The 18697-nt window shown below is 59.9% G+C and carries 33 protein-coding genes; 9 read left to right on the top strand and 24 right to left on the bottom strand.

Annotation, left to right across the window (positions count from 1 at the left end):
• Positions 1–16 precede the first annotated feature (16 nt).
• The 10 genes from ACODS5_RS04025 to ACODS5_RS03980 form a co-directional block, all read right to left on the bottom strand.
• Entirely contained in the window at positions 17–985 is a 969-nt protein-coding gene (locus ACODS5_RS04025; protein ID WP_489107982.1) for a major capsid protein, read from the bottom strand.
• A gap of 12 nt (positions 986–997) precedes the next feature.
• Positions 998–1708, bottom strand: coding sequence for a hypothetical protein (locus tag ACODS5_RS04020; protein WP_489107981.1), 711 nt, complete (start codon positions 1706–1708; stop codon positions 998–1000).
• A 431-nt stretch (positions 1709–2139) separates the two neighbouring features.
• Complete coding sequence (locus tag ACODS5_RS04015) at positions 2140–3192, bottom strand: minor capsid protein (RefSeq protein WP_489107980.1); 1053 nt, start codon at positions 3190–3192, stop codon at positions 2140–2142.
• Complete coding sequence (locus ACODS5_RS04010; RefSeq protein ID WP_489107979.1) at positions 3182–4606, bottom strand: DUF4055 domain-containing protein; 1425 nt, start codon at positions 4604–4606, stop codon at positions 3182–3184. The genes ACODS5_RS04015 and ACODS5_RS04010 overlap by 11 nt, the downstream gene beginning before the upstream one ends.
• Before the next feature lie 8 nt (positions 4607–4614).
• Positions 4615–5916 carry a terminase large subunit domain-containing protein gene (locus ACODS5_RS04005; RefSeq protein WP_489107978.1) on the bottom strand — a complete coding sequence of 434 codons (1302 nt, stop codon included), beginning with the start codon at positions 5914–5916 and terminating at the stop codon, positions 4615–4617.
• Positions 5903–6364, bottom strand: coding sequence for a DUF2280 domain-containing protein (locus ACODS5_RS04000; RefSeq protein ID WP_489107977.1), 462 nt, complete (start codon positions 6362–6364; stop codon positions 5903–5905). Before ACODS5_RS04000 ends, ACODS5_RS04005 begins: the two co-directional genes overlap by 14 nt.
• Positions 6365–6395: 31 nt before the next feature.
• Positions 6396–7004: a putative metallopeptidase gene (locus ACODS5_RS03995; RefSeq protein WP_489107976.1), complete on the bottom strand. Its 609-nt coding sequence runs from the start codon at positions 7002–7004 to the stop codon at positions 6396–6398.
• Between the two features lie 29 nt (positions 7005–7033).
• A complete protein-coding gene (locus ACODS5_RS03990; protein WP_489107975.1) occupies positions 7034–7483 on the bottom strand; it encodes a hypothetical protein in 450 nt (149 codons plus the stop codon).
• A 59-nt stretch (positions 7484–7542) separates the two neighbouring features.
• Positions 7543–7887 (bottom strand): hypothetical protein, encoded by a 345-nt coding sequence (locus ACODS5_RS03985; RefSeq protein ID WP_489107974.1) that lies wholly within the window; start codon positions 7885–7887, stop codon positions 7543–7545.
• Positions 7884–8210 carry an MFS transporter gene (locus ACODS5_RS03980; protein ID WP_489107973.1) on the bottom strand — a complete coding sequence of 109 codons (327 nt, stop codon included), beginning with the start codon at positions 8208–8210 and terminating at the stop codon, positions 7884–7886. Before ACODS5_RS03980 ends, ACODS5_RS03985 begins: the two co-directional genes overlap by 4 nt.
• Before the next feature lie 102 nt (positions 8211–8312).
• Here ACODS5_RS03980 and ACODS5_RS03975 point away from each other — a divergent pair, with 102 nt between their 5' ends.
• From ACODS5_RS03975 to ACODS5_RS03965, 3 genes are all read left to right on the top strand, one after another.
• The gene (locus ACODS5_RS03975; protein ID WP_258685369.1) at positions 8313–8495 is read left to right on the top strand and encodes a type II toxin-antitoxin system HicA family toxin; all 183 of its coding nucleotides are present in this window, start codon (positions 8313–8315) and stop codon (positions 8493–8495) included.
• 63 nt (positions 8496–8558) lie between these two features.
• Positions 8559–8984 carry a type II toxin-antitoxin system HicB family antitoxin gene (locus tag ACODS5_RS03970; RefSeq protein ID WP_489107972.1) on the top strand — a complete coding sequence of 142 codons (426 nt, stop codon included), beginning with the start codon at positions 8559–8561 and terminating at the stop codon, positions 8982–8984.
• Positions 8985–9110: 126 nt separating this feature from the next.
• Positions 9111–9335 (top strand): hypothetical protein, encoded by a 225-nt coding sequence (locus ACODS5_RS03965; RefSeq protein WP_489107971.1) that lies wholly within the window; start codon positions 9111–9113, stop codon positions 9333–9335.
• 98 nt (positions 9336–9433) lie between these two features.
• On the opposite strand, the gene ACODS5_RS03960 is transcribed toward ACODS5_RS03965, so the two are convergent.
• From ACODS5_RS03960 to ACODS5_RS03900, 13 genes are all read right to left on the bottom strand, one after another.
• Complete coding sequence (locus ACODS5_RS03960; RefSeq protein ID WP_489107970.1) at positions 9434–10123, bottom strand: hypothetical protein; 690 nt, start codon at positions 10121–10123, stop codon at positions 9434–9436.
• Positions 10120–10242, bottom strand: a complete 123-nt coding sequence (locus ACODS5_RS03955) for a hypothetical protein (protein ID WP_489107969.1) — start codon at positions 10240–10242, stop codon at positions 10120–10122. Before ACODS5_RS03955 ends, ACODS5_RS03960 begins: the two co-directional genes overlap by 4 nt.
• A complete protein-coding gene (locus ACODS5_RS03950; RefSeq protein ID WP_489107968.1) occupies positions 10239–10598 on the bottom strand; it encodes a RusA family crossover junction endodeoxyribonuclease in 360 nt (119 codons plus the stop codon). Before ACODS5_RS03950 ends, ACODS5_RS03955 begins: the two co-directional genes overlap by 4 nt.
• Positions 10595–10897, bottom strand: coding sequence for a nuclease domain-containing protein (locus ACODS5_RS03945; RefSeq protein WP_489107967.1), 303 nt, complete (start codon positions 10895–10897; stop codon positions 10595–10597). The genes ACODS5_RS03950 and ACODS5_RS03945 overlap by 4 nt, the downstream gene beginning before the upstream one ends.
• Positions 10897–11295 (bottom strand): recombination protein NinB, encoded by a 399-nt coding sequence (locus ACODS5_RS03940; RefSeq protein WP_489107966.1) that lies wholly within the window; start codon positions 11293–11295, stop codon positions 10897–10899. Before ACODS5_RS03940 ends, ACODS5_RS03945 begins: the two co-directional genes overlap by 1 nt.
• Positions 11288–11509 (bottom strand): hypothetical protein, encoded by a 222-nt coding sequence (locus ACODS5_RS03935; RefSeq protein WP_489107965.1) that lies wholly within the window; start codon positions 11507–11509, stop codon positions 11288–11290. Before ACODS5_RS03935 ends, ACODS5_RS03940 begins: the two co-directional genes overlap by 8 nt.
• Entirely contained in the window at positions 11506–11712 is a 207-nt protein-coding gene (locus ACODS5_RS03930; protein ID WP_489107964.1) for a phiTE_015 family protein, read from the bottom strand. Before ACODS5_RS03930 ends, ACODS5_RS03935 begins: the two co-directional genes overlap by 4 nt.
• Positions 11712–11861 (bottom strand): hypothetical protein, encoded by a 150-nt coding sequence (locus ACODS5_RS03925; protein WP_489107963.1) that lies wholly within the window; start codon positions 11859–11861, stop codon positions 11712–11714. The genes ACODS5_RS03930 and ACODS5_RS03925 overlap by 1 nt, the downstream gene beginning before the upstream one ends.
• A 20-nt stretch (positions 11862–11881) precedes the next feature.
• Entirely contained in the window at positions 11882–12073 is a 192-nt protein-coding gene (locus ACODS5_RS03920) for a hypothetical protein (RefSeq protein WP_489107962.1), read from the bottom strand.
• A complete protein-coding gene (locus tag ACODS5_RS03915; protein ID WP_489107961.1) occupies positions 12073–12879 on the bottom strand; it encodes an ATP-binding protein in 807 nt (268 codons plus the stop codon). Before ACODS5_RS03915 ends, ACODS5_RS03920 begins: the two co-directional genes overlap by 1 nt.
• Complete coding sequence (locus ACODS5_RS03910) at positions 12869–13711, bottom strand: replication protein (protein ID WP_489107960.1); 843 nt, start codon at positions 13709–13711, stop codon at positions 12869–12871. Before ACODS5_RS03910 ends, ACODS5_RS03915 begins: the two co-directional genes overlap by 11 nt.
• Before the next feature lie 363 nt (positions 13712–14074).
• Positions 14075–14263, bottom strand: coding sequence for a hypothetical protein (locus ACODS5_RS03905; RefSeq protein ID WP_023628611.1), 189 nt, complete (start codon positions 14261–14263; stop codon positions 14075–14077).
• 30 nt (positions 14264–14293) lie between these two features.
• Entirely contained in the window at positions 14294–14530 is a 237-nt protein-coding gene (locus tag ACODS5_RS03900; protein ID WP_088851912.1) for a helix-turn-helix domain-containing protein, read from the bottom strand.
• Between the two features lie 113 nt (positions 14531–14643).
• Between ACODS5_RS03900 and ACODS5_RS03895 the strand changes: the two genes are divergently transcribed.
• Together ACODS5_RS03895 and ACODS5_RS03890 are read left to right on the top strand one after the other, a co-directional pair.
• Positions 14644–15471: a S24 family peptidase gene (locus tag ACODS5_RS03895; protein ID WP_489107959.1), complete on the top strand. Its 828-nt coding sequence runs from the start codon at positions 14644–14646 to the stop codon at positions 15469–15471.
• 572 nt (positions 15472–16043) lie between these two features.
• The gene (locus ACODS5_RS03890) at positions 16044–16394 is read left to right on the top strand and encodes a hypothetical protein (protein WP_489107958.1); all 351 of its coding nucleotides are present in this window, start codon (positions 16044–16046) and stop codon (positions 16392–16394) included.
• A gap of 34 nt (positions 16395–16428) precedes the next feature.
• Here ACODS5_RS03890 and ACODS5_RS03885 read toward each other — a convergent pair whose 3' ends face one another.
• On the bottom strand, positions 16429–16758 hold the full coding sequence (locus tag ACODS5_RS03885) for a DUF1654 domain-containing protein (RefSeq protein WP_489107957.1): 330 nt from the start codon (positions 16756–16758) through the stop codon (positions 16429–16431).
• Positions 16759–17327: 569 nt separating this feature from the next.
• On the opposite strand from ACODS5_RS03885, the gene ACODS5_RS03880 reads away from it, so the two are divergent.
• The 4 genes from ACODS5_RS03880 (at position 17328) to ACODS5_RS03865 (ending at position 18284) form a co-directional block, all read left to right on the top strand.
• A complete protein-coding gene (locus ACODS5_RS03880) occupies positions 17328–17495 on the top strand; it encodes a hypothetical protein (protein ID WP_489107956.1) in 168 nt (55 codons plus the stop codon).
• 129 nt (positions 17496–17624) lie between these two features.
• Complete coding sequence (locus ACODS5_RS03875) at positions 17625–17810, top strand: hypothetical protein (protein WP_489107955.1); 186 nt, start codon at positions 17625–17627, stop codon at positions 17808–17810.
• Positions 17807–17992, top strand: coding sequence for a hypothetical protein (locus ACODS5_RS03870; RefSeq protein ID WP_489107954.1), 186 nt, complete (start codon positions 17807–17809; stop codon positions 17990–17992). The genes ACODS5_RS03875 and ACODS5_RS03870 overlap by 4 nt, the downstream gene beginning before the upstream one ends.
• 67 nt (positions 17993–18059) lie before the next feature.
• The gene (locus tag ACODS5_RS03865) at positions 18060–18284 is read left to right on the top strand and encodes a hypothetical protein (RefSeq protein ID WP_489107953.1); all 225 of its coding nucleotides are present in this window, start codon (positions 18060–18062) and stop codon (positions 18282–18284) included.
• Positions 18285–18697: the final 413 nt, after the last annotated feature.

Here is an 18697-nt window from a genome sequence, read left to right as displayed (position 1 = left end):
CAGCCCGCCATCAGGGTTACTTGGAGGCGTCACCGATCAGAGCCACACCGGCGGTGTGCTTGATGCTGGTCGCGGTTTTGTCCCAGTTGGTGCCGGTGGCGATCTCGGCATCGGTTGGCGACTTGCCGCCGTTGGTGGTGTCCCAGGTGTAACCCTTGAGGCCCAGGCCGAAGGTGTAGTCCACCTGCAGCGTGGTCTCGATGCGCTCCTTGCCGTTGTTGGTCTGGACGTTGCTGATCAGATCCCGGCCGTCGTGCACCAAGGCGGCGCCTTGAGCCAGGGACAGGATGATCTCCTTGTTCGGCGTACCGGTCTGCATCAGCGCCGGGGCATCGGTGACCACCGAAACCTTGCCCAGGATGTCGACAACGCGGACGTTGCCGGCCTGGAACAGCTGCTCGGAGTTGGCCAGGGCCTGGCCGATCAGCTTGTGGTAGGTGGTGCCCTGCATGACCTGGGTCACCAGGTTCTGGCTGGCATCGCCGAACTTGGCGTGCGCGTTGTTCAGCGCGCCCTGCGAGATGCCGGCGGTGGCAGACACGTCGTTGACGGCAGCTGCCTGGGCGGTGATCGCAGCGACCAGGGCAGCGATGGCGGTGTTCAGCTGGTCCTTCAGAAGGATCTCGGCGAAGGCGCGCGATGCGACCTCGATGCCTTGGGCGGTAGGTCGCTCCAGCCAGGTCATCTGCGATGGCTCGTAGCGAACCGGGCCGAAACCGCCGGCCACTTTCACCGAGGAGTTTTTCAGCTCGGTCAGGTCGGTGATCGGCGCGGTGCCGTTGGCAGCGTAGCGATCGACGCGGCGCTGGGCAGCGGCCAGGGTCTGGAAGAACGACTCTTGGAGGAAGTCGCCGGTGAAGCCGTCCGGGGACAGCACGATGGCGCCGCGGCTTGCGGCGTTGAACGCAACGAGCATCTGGTCCAGCGTCTCGATGGTCGCCGGCATGATGAAGTCGTTGAAAACCTGCATTTGAGACAGGGACATGGGTGTTTTTCCTTATTTCAGTGGGAGGTCTGGGAACCGGCTGGCGATCGCCGCCGTGCGTTCCTCTTTGGTGCCGCCGATGTTTCCTTTTGCGGTCCCGCCGCCCTTTCCAGCACCCCCGGCCCCGCCGCCGGATGCCTTGCTACCAGCGATCAGTGGGCCAAAGGCCGGATCGTTGGTGAATTCTGCTTTCAGCTCGTCCAGCGTTGCCGCTGAGAGCTTGCCGGCGGTGTCCAGCACAACGACGGTTGGTTTACCGTCGCGCTGCTCTACGCTCAGCCTGCGTTCGATATGGGGAAGCAATGCCTTGGCGCTGCCAGGTACAGCCAGAGCGGTCGCGATCTCGGTGGCAGTACGCCCTACAGTCAGATCCCGGATCTGGCTTTGCAGGGTGTTACGCTCGTTTTCCAGCGCCGAACTCAGCTCGGCTTCGCGGCGGCTGTACTTCTCGGACCAGGACTTTTCGAGCTCCTCGACGTTGCCAGACTTGCGGGCGGCCTCCTCGGCCTCGGCGCGCGCCTTTTCTTCGGCCTCGCGGCGGGCTTTCTCCGCAGCCTTCTTCTCGCCCAGGAGCTCCTCCACCTTGGCCTTCAGGCCGGTGACATCCTCCTGCTGCGGCAGACCATCGATGCCAAGGACGAACTTGCCGTCCTTCTCGACATACAGGGCTGCTACCGATTCTTCGACGCCTTCGAGGCTGTCCAGTTGGAATTTCAAGGTCATTGCTGTCTCCCAGAGACGTTGAGCAGGCCCTGCCTGCGGGCATAAAAAAACCCGCCGAAGCGGGTCTGTAAATCTCATCTTTTAGCAGTCATAAACCATTCGTATAACTTCAGCAGCATCAGGTCCATATGGATGCTGGTCGCGAGCAGTCAATACCAAATCCCGCAGGCCTGCCCCGAACTGCTTGGCCAGAACATACAAGTCAGGGTATTTGACAAGAAATCTAAAGGTCGCCTTTGAATATCTATCCATTCGACCGTTGGAGATTGATTTCCGGATAGTCTTATTGAGACGCGCAAGCTGCGCCCTGGCAGCACGTGGATCTTTCGCGTCCAGAGCGCATTTGTAGTAGTAGAGACAAAGACCTAGATCGTACTCTTCTGATACGGTCGGCGCGTAAATCATGGCTACCTTCATAATCCATTATGGGGCTAGGACGATACCAAACCCGCCTTATCAAAGGCCATCGGCTCGCGCTCGCGCAGCTCTTTGAGGGTCATGGTTCTGCCTTCGTCATCAACGAATCGGTCGATGGGCAGTTCGCCCTTGCTGAACAACTCGTAGCGCGCTGGCCCGAGCACGTCCTTCTGGAACGCTACCGGCTGCCGGGCGAGCCATTCGCCATAGGTGGTCTGGCTGCTGACCTGCTCGGCACCGTCAGGGCCGACCGCTGGGCGAGTTGATCCGGGTATATCACGGGCAAACTCGTCCTTGAGCACCGGTATCTCGGAGGTCCGGCAATTCCAGTGGAATGGCGGAGACGGCGCAGTCATGGGCACCACCGTGCCGTCCAGGGCGCGGCATAGCGGCGTTGTCCTGCCATCCAGAGTGGCCACCCGGCGCTTCCCCTTGAGGATGTCGTCGTTATTGTCCATGACCTGCTGTCGGGCGGAACTGGCGATATGGTTGGTCATTGTCCGGACCAGCGCGCCAGCCTGGTCGCGCTGCTGTACGCCAAGCGACGTGAGCCGCCGGCTGATCTGCCCGGTCGTCTCGCCCAACGCCGACCCCATGCGAATCTCGCTGATGATCTCTGCGCTCTTCTTGGTGCCGTACTGGTCGAGCGCACCGGCGATGCTGATGCGCTGCCGGCCCTTGCCGACCTCCAGGTCGAGCGGATCGGACAGCGCTGCGGCGGCGACCTGCTCAATGCTCGGCTTGTTCAGCTGCACGACCGTCTTCACGACCTTGCCCAGCAGGGTCATGTTGAACTCGGCCTCATAGCCGCCGAATTCCATCAGGTCGAGCACGGCCTGCTGCTTCATCTCTCCGTAGACGCCCGCCAGCTCGCCCTGGAGCTCTTGAATCTGCTTTTCGTACCGTTGGGTGCCGTAACGGCTCAATCCTTCTGATACGCGAGATTTGGCGGTGCTGATGGCCTTGGTGATGAACTTGGCCAGGCGTTTTAGGCTGCCCCCGGCGTAGCGCTGCACGTGAACCTGGTGGCGAGTCGCTGCGTCGGACAGGTAGCCGTCACTGCTCATCCTCGACGCCTCCGGTGTCGTTGCCGGTCACCGGCGGCTGCTCTGCAATCTCGTCGTCGATCAGCTCATCAGTGCGGTCAGCCTCAAGCACGCCGCCCTGGCGCAGATTGGTGCGCAGGTCGGACTTCGCGATCAAGCCCTGCTGCCAGAGTTGAACCTGGGCCAGGATGTCCTGAGCGGTCATCGCCTCGTCGAAGAACGATTGGTTGAGCCAGAACACAGTCCCGACTTCGTCAGGCTCGCCCATCATGAAGCGCTCGGCGTCGAGGATTGCCCGCTTCAGGGCCTCAGACACGTTTCCGGCGATGGTGCCCAGCACGCTGTTGTCCGAGCTGTACCGGATGCGCACAGCCTCAGCTGTCTCGGCGCCGCCGGCCTTCTGGACGATGCGGGCGCCGATCATCAGCATCTGCTCTTCCTTGTCCTTCATCAGCGTGCGAGATAGCTGGCTCTCGCTGGCCTGGACAAGCTTCGCGTCACCGGACTTGCCGAGGTTATAGCCCCGGGTCGATCCGATGTGCATACCGTTCGGGTTCACCTTGGCGAACTCGTCGGCGCTGATGTCGGTGGTGATGAACAGCGTAGGCTGGCTGCTGATGAACCCGCTCTCCTCCACCGTGGCGCTGTTGCCGTAGTGGAGGATGTTTACGTCGGCCAGGTCTTCAAGCGGAGACTTGTCGATGCTGGCGTCGTTGTCCTCAGCCCCGTAGAAGCTGAAGAGGATGTGGTCGAATGGCTGACCGTTCTTGTCGAGCGGCTGGGTTTCGGTATAGGTCTTGCCGTCCTTCCCGTAGACGCGCTGGACGTACTTGCCATCGATCAGCAGCAGAACCCTGTACTGGGTATCCTTGGTACGGTCCAGGCTTTCCGAACTGAACTCGGATACGCACTCGAGCAGGCAGACGTAGACCAGGCGCAGCACGCCATCAATGACCTGCTCTTCCCAGTCGATGATCGAGGTAGCGCCGTAGTGGTGGATCAGCGCGCGCCGGCCCTGCATGTCGGCCATCGACGACACGCCATCCACTTCCGGGAAGTCCACCAGGAAGCCGCCGCGGCCTGTATCCAGGCACTCACCCACGGAACGCTTGGAAAGCTGCTCCAGGCTCGTGCCGTCGCCACTGGCGTTCTCCTTCAGGTACTCCACTCCGGTGGGCAGCTGCAGCTCGGCTGTCTTGCGGAACACCGCGCCCAGCAGGCCGGTACGGGTGCGCCCGGTGATGTTCAGGAACATCGCCCGCTTCTTGTACTGCTTGTACCGCGCCAGGTTCTCCGGGGACTTGTTCTCCGGGTCCGGCATCGGCAGGTATTCGTCGTGCTTGCGCACCTCGCGGGCACCGGCCACGCAGCGCTTGACCAACTGCCAGCCGGGCAAGGCCTCCGAGTACTCTGCCCGGGGTATGAAGTTCGGCATGGGTGGCCTCAGAAAGTGAACGTGATTGGTACGTGGGTGACCGGCCTGCTGATTGGGTAGTCGTGGTGGATGAAGTACCCGCCAGCGTCGTTCGCATGGTCCACGCCGGATTTCTTGTCGGGCTCACCGTTTGGCGCCCACACCTGCTGCTCCAGGCCATCCGCATAGGTAGGGCAGCGCAGCGGGTTGATCAGGTATCGACGCTCGCCATTCGCATTGCAGAACATCGCGTTCATGGCGTTGATTCGGTCCTTCACCGGCGGGTTGGCATCGGGCGCGATCACAGCGAATCCGGCCTGCCGGAGAATGGCAATGTCCGTCTCGCTGGCATTCACTGACTTGCGCGACCCGCCCGAGGCATCGGGGTAGATCCTGATTTCGCAGGTCTTCTCGTAGTCGCGCCCATTGTGCCGCCAGTATCGCTCCTTGATTCGCCGGATCATGTCCGGGGTATCGAAGCCGTCGATCAGCTCATCCACCGCCCTGGGCTTGCCGTCAGCACGCTTGACGTGCGTGATTGCCGCCATCTTGCCGACGTTGAAGTCCATGCCGATGAACAAGGGCTCGCCTGGCTCGACGGTGTCAAAGCAGGAATTCAGCTTACGGTCGTAGGCGTGGTAGATCGATCCAGCGTTCAGGTTGACGAACTGGCCATTCAGGTAGGCCAGGATCAGCTGGGCCGGGTATGACTCCATCAGCGACGGGATGTAGTCAGGCGGCAGGTTCAGTTCGTTGTCGAACGTGCTGGCTTGCACCAGGCCATACATGCCCTGCAGGGCCGGCTTCTCGCGCAGCTGCTTCACAAACTGCTGATAGACGAACTTGAACCCCTCGGGGGTCGTGGTCACGTCCACGCCATTCTTCAGCCCGGGCACGTTGTAGCGCATCCGGGCAATGATCTTGCGCCAGGCGTGCTCAGCCTTCAGCGCGGGGAGGACATCGAGCTCGTCGACCAGGGCGTGCCCGATCTTGAAGCCGACGATGGTCTGAGGCTTCTCCATCGAGCGACAGATTGTCGTGCTGCGGTACTGGCCACCGCTGTAGAACTCGACCTCCTTGTCGCTCTCCTTCGTCTTGACCTTCAGGCCCCAGTCGAAGGCGACCTCCTCGATGGTCGGGAAGAAGATGTCGCGAATCTGCGGATAGGTCGGGGCGAAGTATCCGGAGTCAATCCGAGGCCACTCCCAGACGTGCTTGCACAGTGCTGCGCAACCTACCCAGGTCTTACCCGAACCGAACCCGGCCACGAAGCCGCGAAACTTGTTCTCCATACGCAGGAAGCTGGCCTGGGGCACGTTAAGTGACGGCATCAGGCTTCCTCGCATCCACCACGTCGACCTGCACCCGGGTGGGCGGCACGTTGTCGTGGGGATTCTCGTTCTTGGTCTGGCGGTTCACGTAGACGTCGCCAACCTCTTTGGCCGCTTGCTCCAGGATCTGGAGGGCCAGGCCATAGTTGCGCATGCCTTCGACCTTCTCGACCATCCTGCCCAGCGCCCGGAGGCGGTAGGCGCGGTTTGCGATGGGAATGTCCGCCGTCTCCTCCCGGAACCGCTTGCGGGTGTCCTCGAACAGAGTCACCCAACGCTTCGCCAGGCCTTTGCCGGAGTACTTGGTGGGGTCGTGCGTCTCCACCTGCTGGCGGGTCACCGTGATGCTGAATTCTTTCTGGACGGCCTCTACCACCTGTGAAGGCGTGTCGAAGCACGCCAAGGCCTGAACGATAAAGGCCTTCACGTCACTACTGAGGGCTGCCATAGGCTTTCATCCGTCCAGAGCCTGTCCAGAATCACGCCGACTTGAGCAGACAGGTTCCGCAGGCCCTCGAAATGTTGATCTTGGCCACCTCGGGCGGCCTGCTTGCAGCGTCGATCAGCTGCTGTACGTCTTCGCTGGCACCGTAGCGCCTCACCACGCCGACGAACTCTTCGACGTCATGGCCGCGCAGGTAGAGCTTGGGAAGCCCTTCCTGGGTGAACTTGGGCGCGCCGTACTCATCCGTCGCCTGGGCGATGTGGTAAAGCTCGTGTTCGACTAGGGCGCAGAACTCAGCGTCGGTGCACTGGACGCAGTAGTCGGCAGCCAGGGTGATGAGGTAGGTCGGCTCCTCGCCGAACCACTCCCGCATCTGCTGCTCTTGCCGGGCCTTCTGCCATCCGCCAGCGCGGAACATAAGCTGCTCGGCTTGGCCAAGTACCACCCGCCCCTGCTTGGCGAACCCAGTCGATGCCCAGAGCACGCCAATGTTGGAGTCGATCAGATGGGCATGTTCGGGATTATGGATGCTACCGGTGTCGGCGAGTATCTCGCTTTGGACCCAATCCCACACACCAGCTGCCGGTTGCAGTGTGAGCCATAGGGATTCGAGCAGGTCCACTGGTGGCTTGGGCCTGCTCATAACAGTACTCCGAAGTAATAATGATCTAACTAAAATGGGGGTTTGATCTGAAGAAGATTCTCGTCAGGCTCAAAATTTTCGTCCCCCACAAACAAATAGTTACAGGTTATTTTGTTTCGAAAAACTCGGATTTTCAGGTGAGGCAATGCGGCCACTACCGCCAACGCAGCGGCGGGATCGTACTCATCAATATTCACTCGACATATCTTGTCTTCAGCATCTGAGATCGCTTTACCGATGTTTTCCCAGTGAAATGTTTCCACCAGTCGAAGACGAGTAAAAATCGGCTCCCCCCCCGGAAATGCGAAATTATCGCAATCGACACGTTCCAGATACTGTCCCGTATCTACTAACTGGTACTGCCGAACAGGGAGATCAGCTCCACCTTCGCTAACCTCGATTTCACAAACCTCGAAGTGCTTGTAGTTTTCAACAACAGTAAACTTACGAATAGATTTCCTAATCTGTTTGCTTTCCATTGTGCGACTCCATTCTAAAAGAGCACCAATGATAGCCAATTCACACCACAGGGTAAAACTTAGAGGCTGCGCCGCTTAACCTCGTCAAGCGCCTTGTCACAATGCAGGCAGTGCCCGCAATTCAGCGTCCGACATAGCCAGATCTTCACCTGCTGCCAGTACGTGACGATGAAGATGTGCCGAGCACCGGCCAGGGCCAAGAAGGCCAGCAGAGTCGTGCCAGCCACCGAGGGCACGAAGAAGATCCGATCACTGCGGGCCAGCACGGCATACCCGCTCAGCGCGATAACGGCGTAGATGATCTTGCCAATCACCCCGTCCCGCACCTTCCCACTCAGCACGCACCAGGTCGCCCAGATGGCGATCATCCCGGCTGAGGCGGCGTTGATGTATTCGAGGATCATGCACCACCTCCCCCGAACCTGGATTTGATCAGGGACCAAAGGTCGGCGGCCTTGATAGCACGGTGAATGGCGGCGATGAGGGAGCCGCCGAAGGTGCCCAAGAGGAAACCGACACCAGCAACGCTCCGAGGCTCTACGATTCCAAAATAGGCGCTGACCATTCCGGTCAGGTAGTGCGCACAGGCAGCTCCCGTGGACAAGAACAGCAACCAGGCCTTTCGGTCTGTCAAGTCATCCCGGTGCCACCAACTGGCGACGACGGCCCCGATGAGACCCGCAATAGCCCAGTCGAGTTTATCGAGCAGGCGGTGAAATAGCTCCATGCTCGCGACTCCATAAACTGGGGCAGGAGAAACACCACAAAATTGTTGTAATACCACAAATATGTTGTATACTGAGACCTTCAAGACAACAGAGACGAGGTGATGAAGTACAGCGAGTTCAGGCGATGGTTAAAGGCCCGAGGGGTGATTTTCGAAGCCGGCAAAGGAACAAGCCACTTCAAGATCTACTACAACGGCAAGCAAACGGTCTTTGCGGACCACGGCGCCAAGGAAATGAAAGAGCCAACCCGCAAAGGAATCATCAAACAGCTGGGGCTTGAATGAGCCCCAGCTCACTCGTATTCATCACCGATGACATTCAGAGAGCCGCCGAGCGGAGGGCTAGAAATGTTTGATTACCCCGTGACTATTCACGAAGACGAAAACCCAGGCGTCGCCGTAACCTGCGATGACCTGCCAGAATTCAACAGTGCAGGTGACGATCTGGCAGATGCGCTGCGTGAGTCTGTGGACGGCATCGAGACCGCCCTGTCGATCTACGTCGATCAGCGTCGTGCGATTCCGCATGCCTCAGCTCCACAGCCTGGTCAGCATGTCGTACGACTGCCGGCTGTGACTGTGGCGAAGATTGCGCTGTGGAACGAAATGATGGAGCGCGGTATGCGTAAGGCCGATCTGTGCCGGTTGCTGGGCGTGTCTCAAACCCAGGGCGATAGGCTGGTCGACTTCCTTCACACCTCAAAGATGGAGCAGCTTGAGACCGCCCTTGCAGCCCTGGGCAAGCGACTGTCCGTCACCGTCGAGGCGGCGTAAGGGCGCTGCGGCTAAGAGGCCTATTGAGGGCCTATTAAAGACGAAGCAAAAGGCTGGAAACAGTCAACCAACGCACTGTTTTTTATTACATTCATCGGCCGTTAATGGCCTGCCAAGGAGAAAGCAATGGCTGAACTACGCGCGTTTGAAATCACCTACACCAAAAACGAGGAGCGGAAGACCTTCGTGGTACAGGTTGCCAACTTCTACCAGGACGATGAGTGGCGACTGGTAGCTACTCGTTTCAAGATCCCAAATCGAGACCTAGACCAGGGACAGGAGCCAGAAACCTGGAAGTCCAAGTGCATAAGCTCCGGCTACACCGACGTCACATTTGTCGAAACCCCATAAAGAAAAACCCGGCTCAATTGGCCGGGTTCTTTTCGTCAATCATCAACACACGCAGGAGTGACAGGATGAGCAAATAATGTTGCATCGTTGCACGGGTGTCAAGCGGCATCCGCCATCAAAATGCCTTCCTCCTCAAGGACCATGCTAGACGCCGCCAACGCCTCTGCCACCATCTCGTCCAGCACATTCTCGATAGCCTTCTTCCAGCGCCAGTAGGTGGTCCGATTCAGGCCCTGCCCGTCCCAGGTGTTGATGTCGTAGAACTCGGCCGGCAGCACGATCATGTCGGTGGACCGCTTCACGTACTGCTCGCGGCGTGCCCGGTCTTCGCCATCCGCCACCGACTCGCCGGCCAGTTGCTTCCGCACGGCATCGGTAAGTGCATCAAAATCAGCGCGATCACGGGCAGATCTGCTTGCCACCTCTCGGCCGGACTGAGCCTGCACGCCCTTCACCGGCGGAATAGCCCAGGCGGTGACCGCCTTGTACCGGAACAGGTTCGGCGCCTGAGTGGCGATCAAGGGCACGAGCTTGCCGATCGCCTCCACCTTCTTGGCCTTGTGGGTCGAGAACCTGGCCGTCAGTGCATTCCAGTGCCGCGGGATCAGCTTGCTGTGGAGCCGGGCATGCACCCAGCAGTCAACCAGCATTGCCGCATCCTTCCCGGTGATCTCGCCCTTGAGCTTGGACGCCTGGATCTTCGGCTCGAAGTCTCCACCACCTACACCGCTCACGGTATCCGCCGCCAGGGCGCGAACCACTGCTGCCAAAACGCTTTGGTACTTCATTGGCCGTTCTCCTTCTTCCGGCGATTCGCGATGAGCTGGGCGCGGGTGACGCACCAGGTGGAGCTGATGAACATGGCCAGCAGGAGCAGGCCGACGATTTGTTCGGTGGTCCAGGTCATGCTGCTGCCTCCTGAGGCTGAATTCGGACGCGCACAGCGCCGCCCTTGGTCGTTTCCTTGCTCACCCTGATCTGGGTGGCGAACACGTTGTCGTCGATACCCAGGGCATCTGCCAGGCCGTCACGGCCTGCCTTGAACATCGCCAGCAGGTTGTCGTCGTCGCGCCGGCGGCGATCTGGCGGCACGAACTCGAGCATGAGCAGTGCTTCGCCCTCTGGTGCCTGGATACCCGCTCGCCTGGCCAGGAGAAAGCAGGCGTAGCGATAGGTCTTCGCCGCCTTGCTCTTCCTGGCCCAGTGCACCCTGGCGTTAGGGCTGCATGCGGCCGGCGGCCACGGTAGTGTCAGTTCCATCAAGCAGCCCCTTTCACGGTCAAAATTCCTGCCCGGATCAGGGCCTCATGAGTCTCAGCGATAGCCCGGGGCACATCGGACCAGTCCACCTCGCCTTTCCCTCGGCCGTCGAGCACGTCATGGCAGGCGCTGCAGGCGTATACCGCCACGGTGTCGAAGCCCTTCATGCCCATGCCCTTCTGCCCGCAAGGCAGGTGGGCCAGAACGGTGGTCTCCGGGTTGAAGTTGCAGGTGCCAGGTATACGGACAGTGCAGTCCTGGCCCCGGGCGCTCTCGCGCAATTTCTTGGATACGACGCGCATCAGTACTGTCCTCCCCACCGATCTGGCTCAGTCCAGCGCACGCCATGCTCGGCGCCGAATGCGTGCATCACTTCGAACAAGTCGCTGAACCACTTCTGCGACTGCTTGCGGGTCGACACGCCCAGGACGACAAACCCGCCGTCGATACCCGGTACCGCGTCCTGCTTCTGCACCGCCGCGCTGAAAATGTGCTTCCAATCCTCGTCGGTGAGCTTGCGGCCGTACCAATCCACCTGCTGGGATACGTCGCGGAGCATGGCCCACATCTTTCGGTTGCAGGCGTCGGGGCGCTTCTCGTCCTTGATGACCACCACCTTGGGCTTGGTCAGGTCGATGGCGTGCAGGGCGCCGTAGAGGCGGTTCAAGTCCTGGGGGCTGCGAAGGGCGAACTCAGGCACTTGCCACCTCCTGCAACTGTTTCTCCGCGGCGCGCACCCGGGCGGTGAGCTGGCTGATCTCATCCAGAAGGCCCAGCGCGACCTCCTCCACCGTCGTCTCGCCGAGGAACTCGTCCAGGGCATCCGTGTGGCGCTCTAGTGCGTCACTGCCGGCGCGCCAGGAGGCGACTACCGACCACAGCAGGGGCTGGAGCTTTTGCTTGTCGATGGTCATGGCGCCACCTTCAGGCCTTGGGCCTCGATGGACGATACGACCTCTTTCCTGCTCGGTCGGAAATGATTTGGCAGCTCCACCACCACGGCCTCGCGGCTGGCCTGCCAGCCCGCCTCAAACGCCCGCTGGTATGCATCCCGCAGGTGCCGTGGCTTGCGGCGCACGAACTCGGAAAACGCATCGCGCATCTTGTTGGTGTCCATCAGTGCTTCTCCTCGGCAGCTTCGATTCGCTCTTCTTCGCAGTAAGGGCATGGCTCCATGATCGGCTCGGGCGGCTGCCAGTAGCCTTGGTCGGCATATCGCCCGGTGAAGATCTCGCCCTGGTCGTGGCAGCGGCTGCAGACGGGCATACGTTTCTCGGCGGAACTGTTCACACCCCCTCCCCGGCCGGCTGCCCGGCGCGCTCAAACTCAACGTGATACCCGCGCTTCTGGCTGCCATCGACCATGACGACGCGGCGGTCGGCGCCACGGGCCACGCGGACGATTTCCTTGCTTTCAACGACAACTGCGAAACCATCGGCCACCAGCGCATCTACGGTTTGCTTCTGCGGGCTAGTCATCACATAGCCTCCTTGCGCAGACGGTGCGATTCGCCGGAGAACACCAGACCAATGCCGCGACCTTCACGCAGGCGGTCCACCGAACGCTCGCCCAGTACTTCGCCCAGGCGCGCGGCGTCGAGGTTGGAGATCACGATGGTTGGGCGCTGGTCTTCGTAGCGGCCGTTGATTACGTTGAACAGGGTGGCCAGCTCGTACTCGCTGGGCTTGGTGGCGCCCACTTCGTCGAGGATCAACAGGTCAGGCTCAACCAGGCTGGCGAAGGCCTGGGCCTCGGTGTAGCCGGCCTTGTCGCCGTAGCTGCCCTTGATGAACTGCAGCACGGTGCTGACCGTGCGGTACACGGCGGTCATGTTGGTGGTGGTCGCGACCTGGGCGGCGATGGCGGCGGCCAGGTGGGTCTTGCCGGTGCCAGGCGTGCCGGTCATCACGATGCAGCGACCGTCTTCGCGGTGCTTGGCGAACTGGTCGGCGTACTCGCGGCACCGGGCCAGGTTCCGCTGCTGGGTGTCTGTCTCTGCGCGGTAGTTGGCGAAGGTCTTGCCTTGGAACCGGCGCGGGATCAGTGCTGCGCCCAGCTTGCGCTCCAGGCGGGCGGCGGCGCTGCGCTCCCACTCGGCCTGCTTGTCGGCCACTTCTTGGGCGTCACGCGCTTCCTGTGCGCACTTCGGGCACCCACTCTGGCCGTTCTTGCGGATGATAACGGCGAACGCACCATGCTGCTCGCACTGGCCTTCCTGCTTGGCGATCACGCCCAGGCGGCGCTCGATGTCGTTGATGGCGAGGTCCACGGCGCTAGAAGTCATACGAGCCGTCCCCGCGGGCGGTCATGCCCTGCGTGTAGTCGATCTGCTGGAAGCCGTGGTGGCGGGACTGGGCGGCAGGCTGGCGGCTGTCGCGAATGCGGTTGATCACCCAGGATGCCTTGAACCCCTGCCACCCCGCCGACAGGGCTTCGGTGATGGCGTCCGATGCCGAGATCCCGGCTTCAGCGCATTTGGCCAGTTCAGCATTCACGGTCGACCAGACGGTTGCGGTCACGGCGGCCTTCTTCGCCTTGCGCTGGGCAAGCCAGTCGGTCAGCAGCTGCTCGGGCACCTGGTGGGGGTTGTCGGCCAGCAGGTTGGCCAGGCCGAACGGAGCCTTGCGATCAGGCTTGGCCGGCTCAGCCTGGGGGGGCAATGAAATATCTTCCGAAGGAAGATTTTCATAGGGGGTTTTATTCTTGGAATAGAGAAGGGAGTCGTCGGTTTTGGTCTGTTTCGAGGTAGATCCGATTCGGACGATTTGAGCCGAGTCAGACGATTTGGTCTGTTTCGGATCTTCAACAAATACCCACTCTTTCGGGTCACACAGACCGATATCGCCCCGGGCGCCGCCGTCACGGAACAGCACTCGGCGGCGCAGCAGGCTTGAGATTGCCTTGGACACGGTGTCAGGGTGGATATGGGTGGCCTTGGCAATCGCCGTGGCCGGGATGCGCTGGGCACCTTCGTTGAAGTTGAAAGTGGCTTTGGCCACGTACAGCACGATCTTCATTTCGCGCGCAGACAGGTCGATAGCCATCAGGCCATCCATCAGCTGATTGTCCATCCGGGTAAACCCCCCGGTATTGCGTAGTGGGACGATGTTTGTCATGATTCCTCTCACACATTGCTTCATCGAAATCGCCGACCTGCACGTCGGCTTTTTTGTGCCCGTTAGGTCCGCTACTTGTAAGTGCGAACCCAAAGGGAACCGAATCCGAGAAAACCCGCGCATGCGCGGACTTTTAATTGCACCCTCGGGCTTATCAGGCCCTGATCAGGCCCGACGGTGGAACGGCGTCACCGAGCCTCGAGGATTTCGCGGCTTTGTCCTGGCTGCCAACTCACGACGCATCAACTCGGCGGCAAGCGCTTCAGGAGTTACCCCTCTGCGCTCGGCCTCTCGCTCAAGCTGGTCCATCATTCCTTGGTCAAGCCCGACCTTTTCAGTAGGCATGGGCCCTCCTCCGGGCCTTCAGGCCACTTCTTGTTCAGCGGTAGTCTCCGAAGACAGGGCAGCCAGCTGCGCCTCCAGCAGCTCACGGCACAGCACAGCACGCTGCGTACGGTGAAACGTCGCCAGCGCCTGGATCAGGTTGAAGGTGTCCTCATCGACCCGGACCTTGATCTCACGGTCATGCAGGTGCTTGGGGTTGGCGTACATGCGGGGATTGCTCCTTGCTGTTGAAGGTGGTTACGCGGCGCCTTTCAGCGCTTTTCTGGCGAATGGGATGAGGTCCGGGCGCAGGCCGGCGATGGTGATCTCGCCGTCCGAGGCGTCCTGCAGTCGTTCGGCGAGTTCGGTAGAGGCCTTCCGGTGACCACCTGCGAGCTGCCAGAGGTGGCCAACAGTGGTCTTCGCGTCGGCTGCGACCTGCTGCCGACGTTCATTCGTGGCCCTGCCCAACCAATCACGGAGGTGATCATTCATGAGGGTTCTCCTTACACATAGAACGAAATTTAGCTCATGGCTAATTTCAGAGCAAGGATAATTTAGCTTTGCGCACATTTAGCAGTCAGCTAAACACTGGCATTCTTCGCGTCATGGATATCTACGAGATTCGCAAGCACAACCTGGTCAAGCTGATTGGCAGCCAGAGAAAAGGCTCCTGCGCCGAGCGCTGGGGGATGGCGCCTGCGCACCTGAGCCAGATCCTTTCGGACAAGACCGCGAAGAACTTGGGCGACGATGTGGCCCGGCGGATCGAGGGCATCGAAGGACTTCCCCGCGGATGGTTCGACTCGATCCCTTCGGATGATGAGTCCCGCACGACCGCCCCGGGCTCAGATGCCGGCGGGAAATCGGCCGCCGACCTGGTCAAACAGATGCTGGCGAAGAGCGGCAAGGGGATTCCGGAGGAGACACGGCAGCGCTTGTTGGCGGCAGCCGAGGAGCCGGCGGCCACAAACGTGATCAGCACCGACTTCTCCCGCCCTGGCCTGGTGGGTGATGAGGTGTGGATCGCGCACTACGACATCCGCGCGGCAATGGGTGGCGGCCAGGCGGTGCAGGACTACCCGGAAATGCTCCAAGACGTGCGCGTCAGTCCGCGGCACCTGCGCGAACTCGGTGTCGAGTTCACCGAGCACTTCCACCTAAAACTGGTCACCGGCTGGGGTCAGTCGATGGAGCCCACGATCAAGCACCGGGACCCGCTGATCGTCGACGTCAGCATCCGCGAGTTCGTCGGCGATGGGATCTACCTGTTCTCCTGGGGCGACCATATCTACATCAAGCGTTTGCAGATCGCGGACGAGGATAACTTCGAGATGATCTCGGACAACAGCAAGCACAAGGACCGAATGATTCGCCGGGAAGAAACCTACATCCAGGCTCGCGTGCTACTGGTCTGGAATGCTCACCTCGTCTAGCGCATCATTGCCATCAAATCCAAGTTGCGAGGGCCTAGACGGGCTGCGAAGCAAAGCTAAATAAAAGGTTTAAGAGATGTCTATTAAGGAAGCAAATGACATGAAGGGTCGTCACGACCTTACCGTGACAGCTGAGGATTTCGCTGAATTTCTCAGAGAAAAGACCCCTGACTCTGTATGTCCCGCCTGTGGTTGCGATGAATGGACTGTCATATGCCCTCCTCAAGAGGGTGATACGCTGAACGCATTTAGGCTTAGGCTGATACTTCAAGATGGCCCGAGACCGGCAAGCGTTTCCGCATTCGCAATCTTCTGCGACAATTGCGGATACATGCGTTGTCATTTATCTCGGCTTGTGAAGCGCTGGGCTGTGGCGCAGCAGCTTGAACTTGATCTAGCGGGCGAAGAAAGCGGTCTCGAGGACGACTCGAATGACTAGGTTTTCAACTTGCGATCACGTTAAAGATGGATTCGCTAAAGCTGGCCCGTCGTTCAAGGTTGCTTCCGCACCCTCGCCTCAACCTGAGGATGACATTCAGAGGAAGCCTGTCCATACTGATCGCATGAACGACATGACCCGCGAAGAGATTGACACAAAACTACAGCTGATCGAGGAGCGCCTTGATCGGAAGGTCTCTGACATCGCCAAGTCAGTGAGCGATTTCCAGGCAGCAAACCATCGCACGGTGGAGGCTCTTCAGAATGCGAAATGGTGGGCTATTGGTACCGCCATTGCCGTTCTGGCGGTTTTCATGGGCACCTTGCAGTGGGGCCTATCAGCCCAAAAGGAAGAAAATGCTCGCTTCAGCGCTTTTATTCGAGAGGATGTGAAGGCCATCGGCGATGATGTGAAGGAAATATCCAAAGCCGTGACCGAAATGCGTATTCGCTCAGAGACAAAGGCCGAAGCATCAAAGAATTGACCAAAGCCCGCTTCGGCGGGCTTTTTCATTCCTTTCAAAAGGGCGCTTCCGCCTCTACCGGCTCACCATCTTCATAGCCATCCCTCCTGCTGACCATCTCATGGATGTCGTCCGCCCTTTCCCACTGCCGGATCACCGATCCGTCATCGCAAAAGGTCATGTCCAGGCCGTCAGTCTCTGACAGCAGCTCCATGATCGCCTCCCAATCCTGATCACTATCCGTGTCCAGGCGATGGATCAGCACTCTCCTCCCCAGCTGCGCGAGCGGCGAGTTGATCATCGCCGATACCCGCAAACCCAGGCGCTCCAGGCCGGTCAGTTCGGGGCGCGCGGCCATTGAGGTGTCTTCGAGTACTGCTGCCATTTCCTACCTCCGCTACTGTATATCCGTACAGGTGTATCGGAATCATAGCTCAGTGCTAAACGAAGCGTAAAGGCGAAGCCGCTGGCAAAACGGTTCAGCAGGCTGTTTGTCGCCCGGCGAAAATAATTTAGCTCTGAGCTATTGACGACATTTTAGCTTGCGGCTAAATTTTACCTCAAGCAGTCACCAACCAGGGACTGCCCAGGCCCTCACAGGCCGCCGCTCTTTAGCGACACACCTTGCCGGATCGATACCGGCCCAGATTCAAAGGCAGCGATGGACAGGCCTCAACAGTCCAGAGGGGTGGCAACTGCCCCGGGCGTGCAGCGTAAAGCGCCGAGACCAGTTATCCAGCGGGAGAACAAGCCGAAAGGCCCGCGGCTGGAGGAACAATCAGAAATTGCCGCGCAACTGACGCCAGTAGCGGGTCGCGGCAGATTTCCTCGATGCCCTTCTCACGAGGGGTATCAGGGAAATCAACCATCGACAGTTTTGGTCAAGATCTATACCGATCCGCGAACATACGATCCAAATGATATGATTGGCGGTTTTTGCAGAAGGAATACCCTATGAAAGGCTTACCAACCATCGCGCTGATTGCCTGGCTGATCGCATCCTGGCTCACCCATGTAATTGTCTGCTTTAAGACCGCAAGCTGGGGATTCCTGATTGCTGGCGCTCTCTTCTTCCCGGTCGCTGCCGTGCACGGAACCGGAATCTGGTTCGGCGCATGGTAAATTTCGAGGCAGCTCTCTGAGCTTGTAAGTCTCGATAAATAGCCCGCTCTATGCGGGCTTTTTCATGCCTGCGATTCACTGATGCCGCTTCGAAGAGGCGGTATCGGGAATTCACTGGAGGAACACAGCATGAACAAAGTCCTTCGCATCACCCTAGCCGGAGAGCGCGAGGTGTTCGCCGACAGCGACTTGGCCGCCTGCATTCGAGAGGCGAACCGCATCAATGCCGAGCGCGGCTATACCAACGGCGTTTGCGTGGTTGAGCTGGAAGACGGCCAGCGCATGGCCGCTGCTGACTGCAAGGCGGCGGCATGAACTTGCGCGACCAGGGCTTCAAGTTCTGCATCAGCCCAGACAAGACGCAGGGCCAATGGCTGCACCCAACGGTGTTCAAGGTCATGCATTCCGACTGGACCGATGTAACCGAATGGCCGACTGAACAACTGCTGGCCTACCTGATGCCGGCGCCGCAGCAACAAGAGCTGTTCGCGGCATGACGATTTCACTGGCTGGCCTTGGAGACAGGGCCAGACGGGAAATCAACTGGTAGCGGAGCAATTGAAGATGACCACGATTATCCAAGACCGCTTCGATAGCGGCGCCCAGGTGAGCCTGGAGATGGACAAGAACGAAGGCGAGCTGTTCGTCTTTCACTGCCCGGCAGGTCAAGGCTGCAAGGTCAGCAAATGGCCTCTGGATAGCTACCACATGCCGATCGCGATGGCTCATTACGAGCAATGCATGGAGCTGGAGCGAGCCGCTTTCGAAGTCTACTCCACGTCAGCCTGACGTTAACTGCCCATCAGTGCCCGCCCATGCGGGACTTCATCACCAGCGCAGAGCGTCCTGCCCCACATCAGTTAACGGGGATACAGTCAGGGCGTTCTGCGGTGTTGATGAATGCGCAGGCTGCTGGCTGCGCGGAAAGACATGCCCCGGCTGGATACGATGCGAGATCACAATCGCCTTCAGTGGTGAAGTAGCAGGGCCAGTCATGCCGGAGATCAGCGCCGGCCATCAACACTACCCATCCCTTGACTGCCAGGAAAGACTGGCCCGATGCCCTGCTCCCCATCGCAGGCTGCATCGGGAGCCACACTGAACGCGAGTTGATCGCCGCGAATTGTGAGCGGGGTAGCGTCTCGGCCTTTGCTGAGGCGTCCCGGCACCCGGTTTGCCCCGGAGTGTGGCTCCCGATGCAT

The organism is Pseudomonas sp. FG47, assembly GCF_057809115.1.
This window is presented reverse-complemented; position numbering and strand designations above follow the sequence as displayed.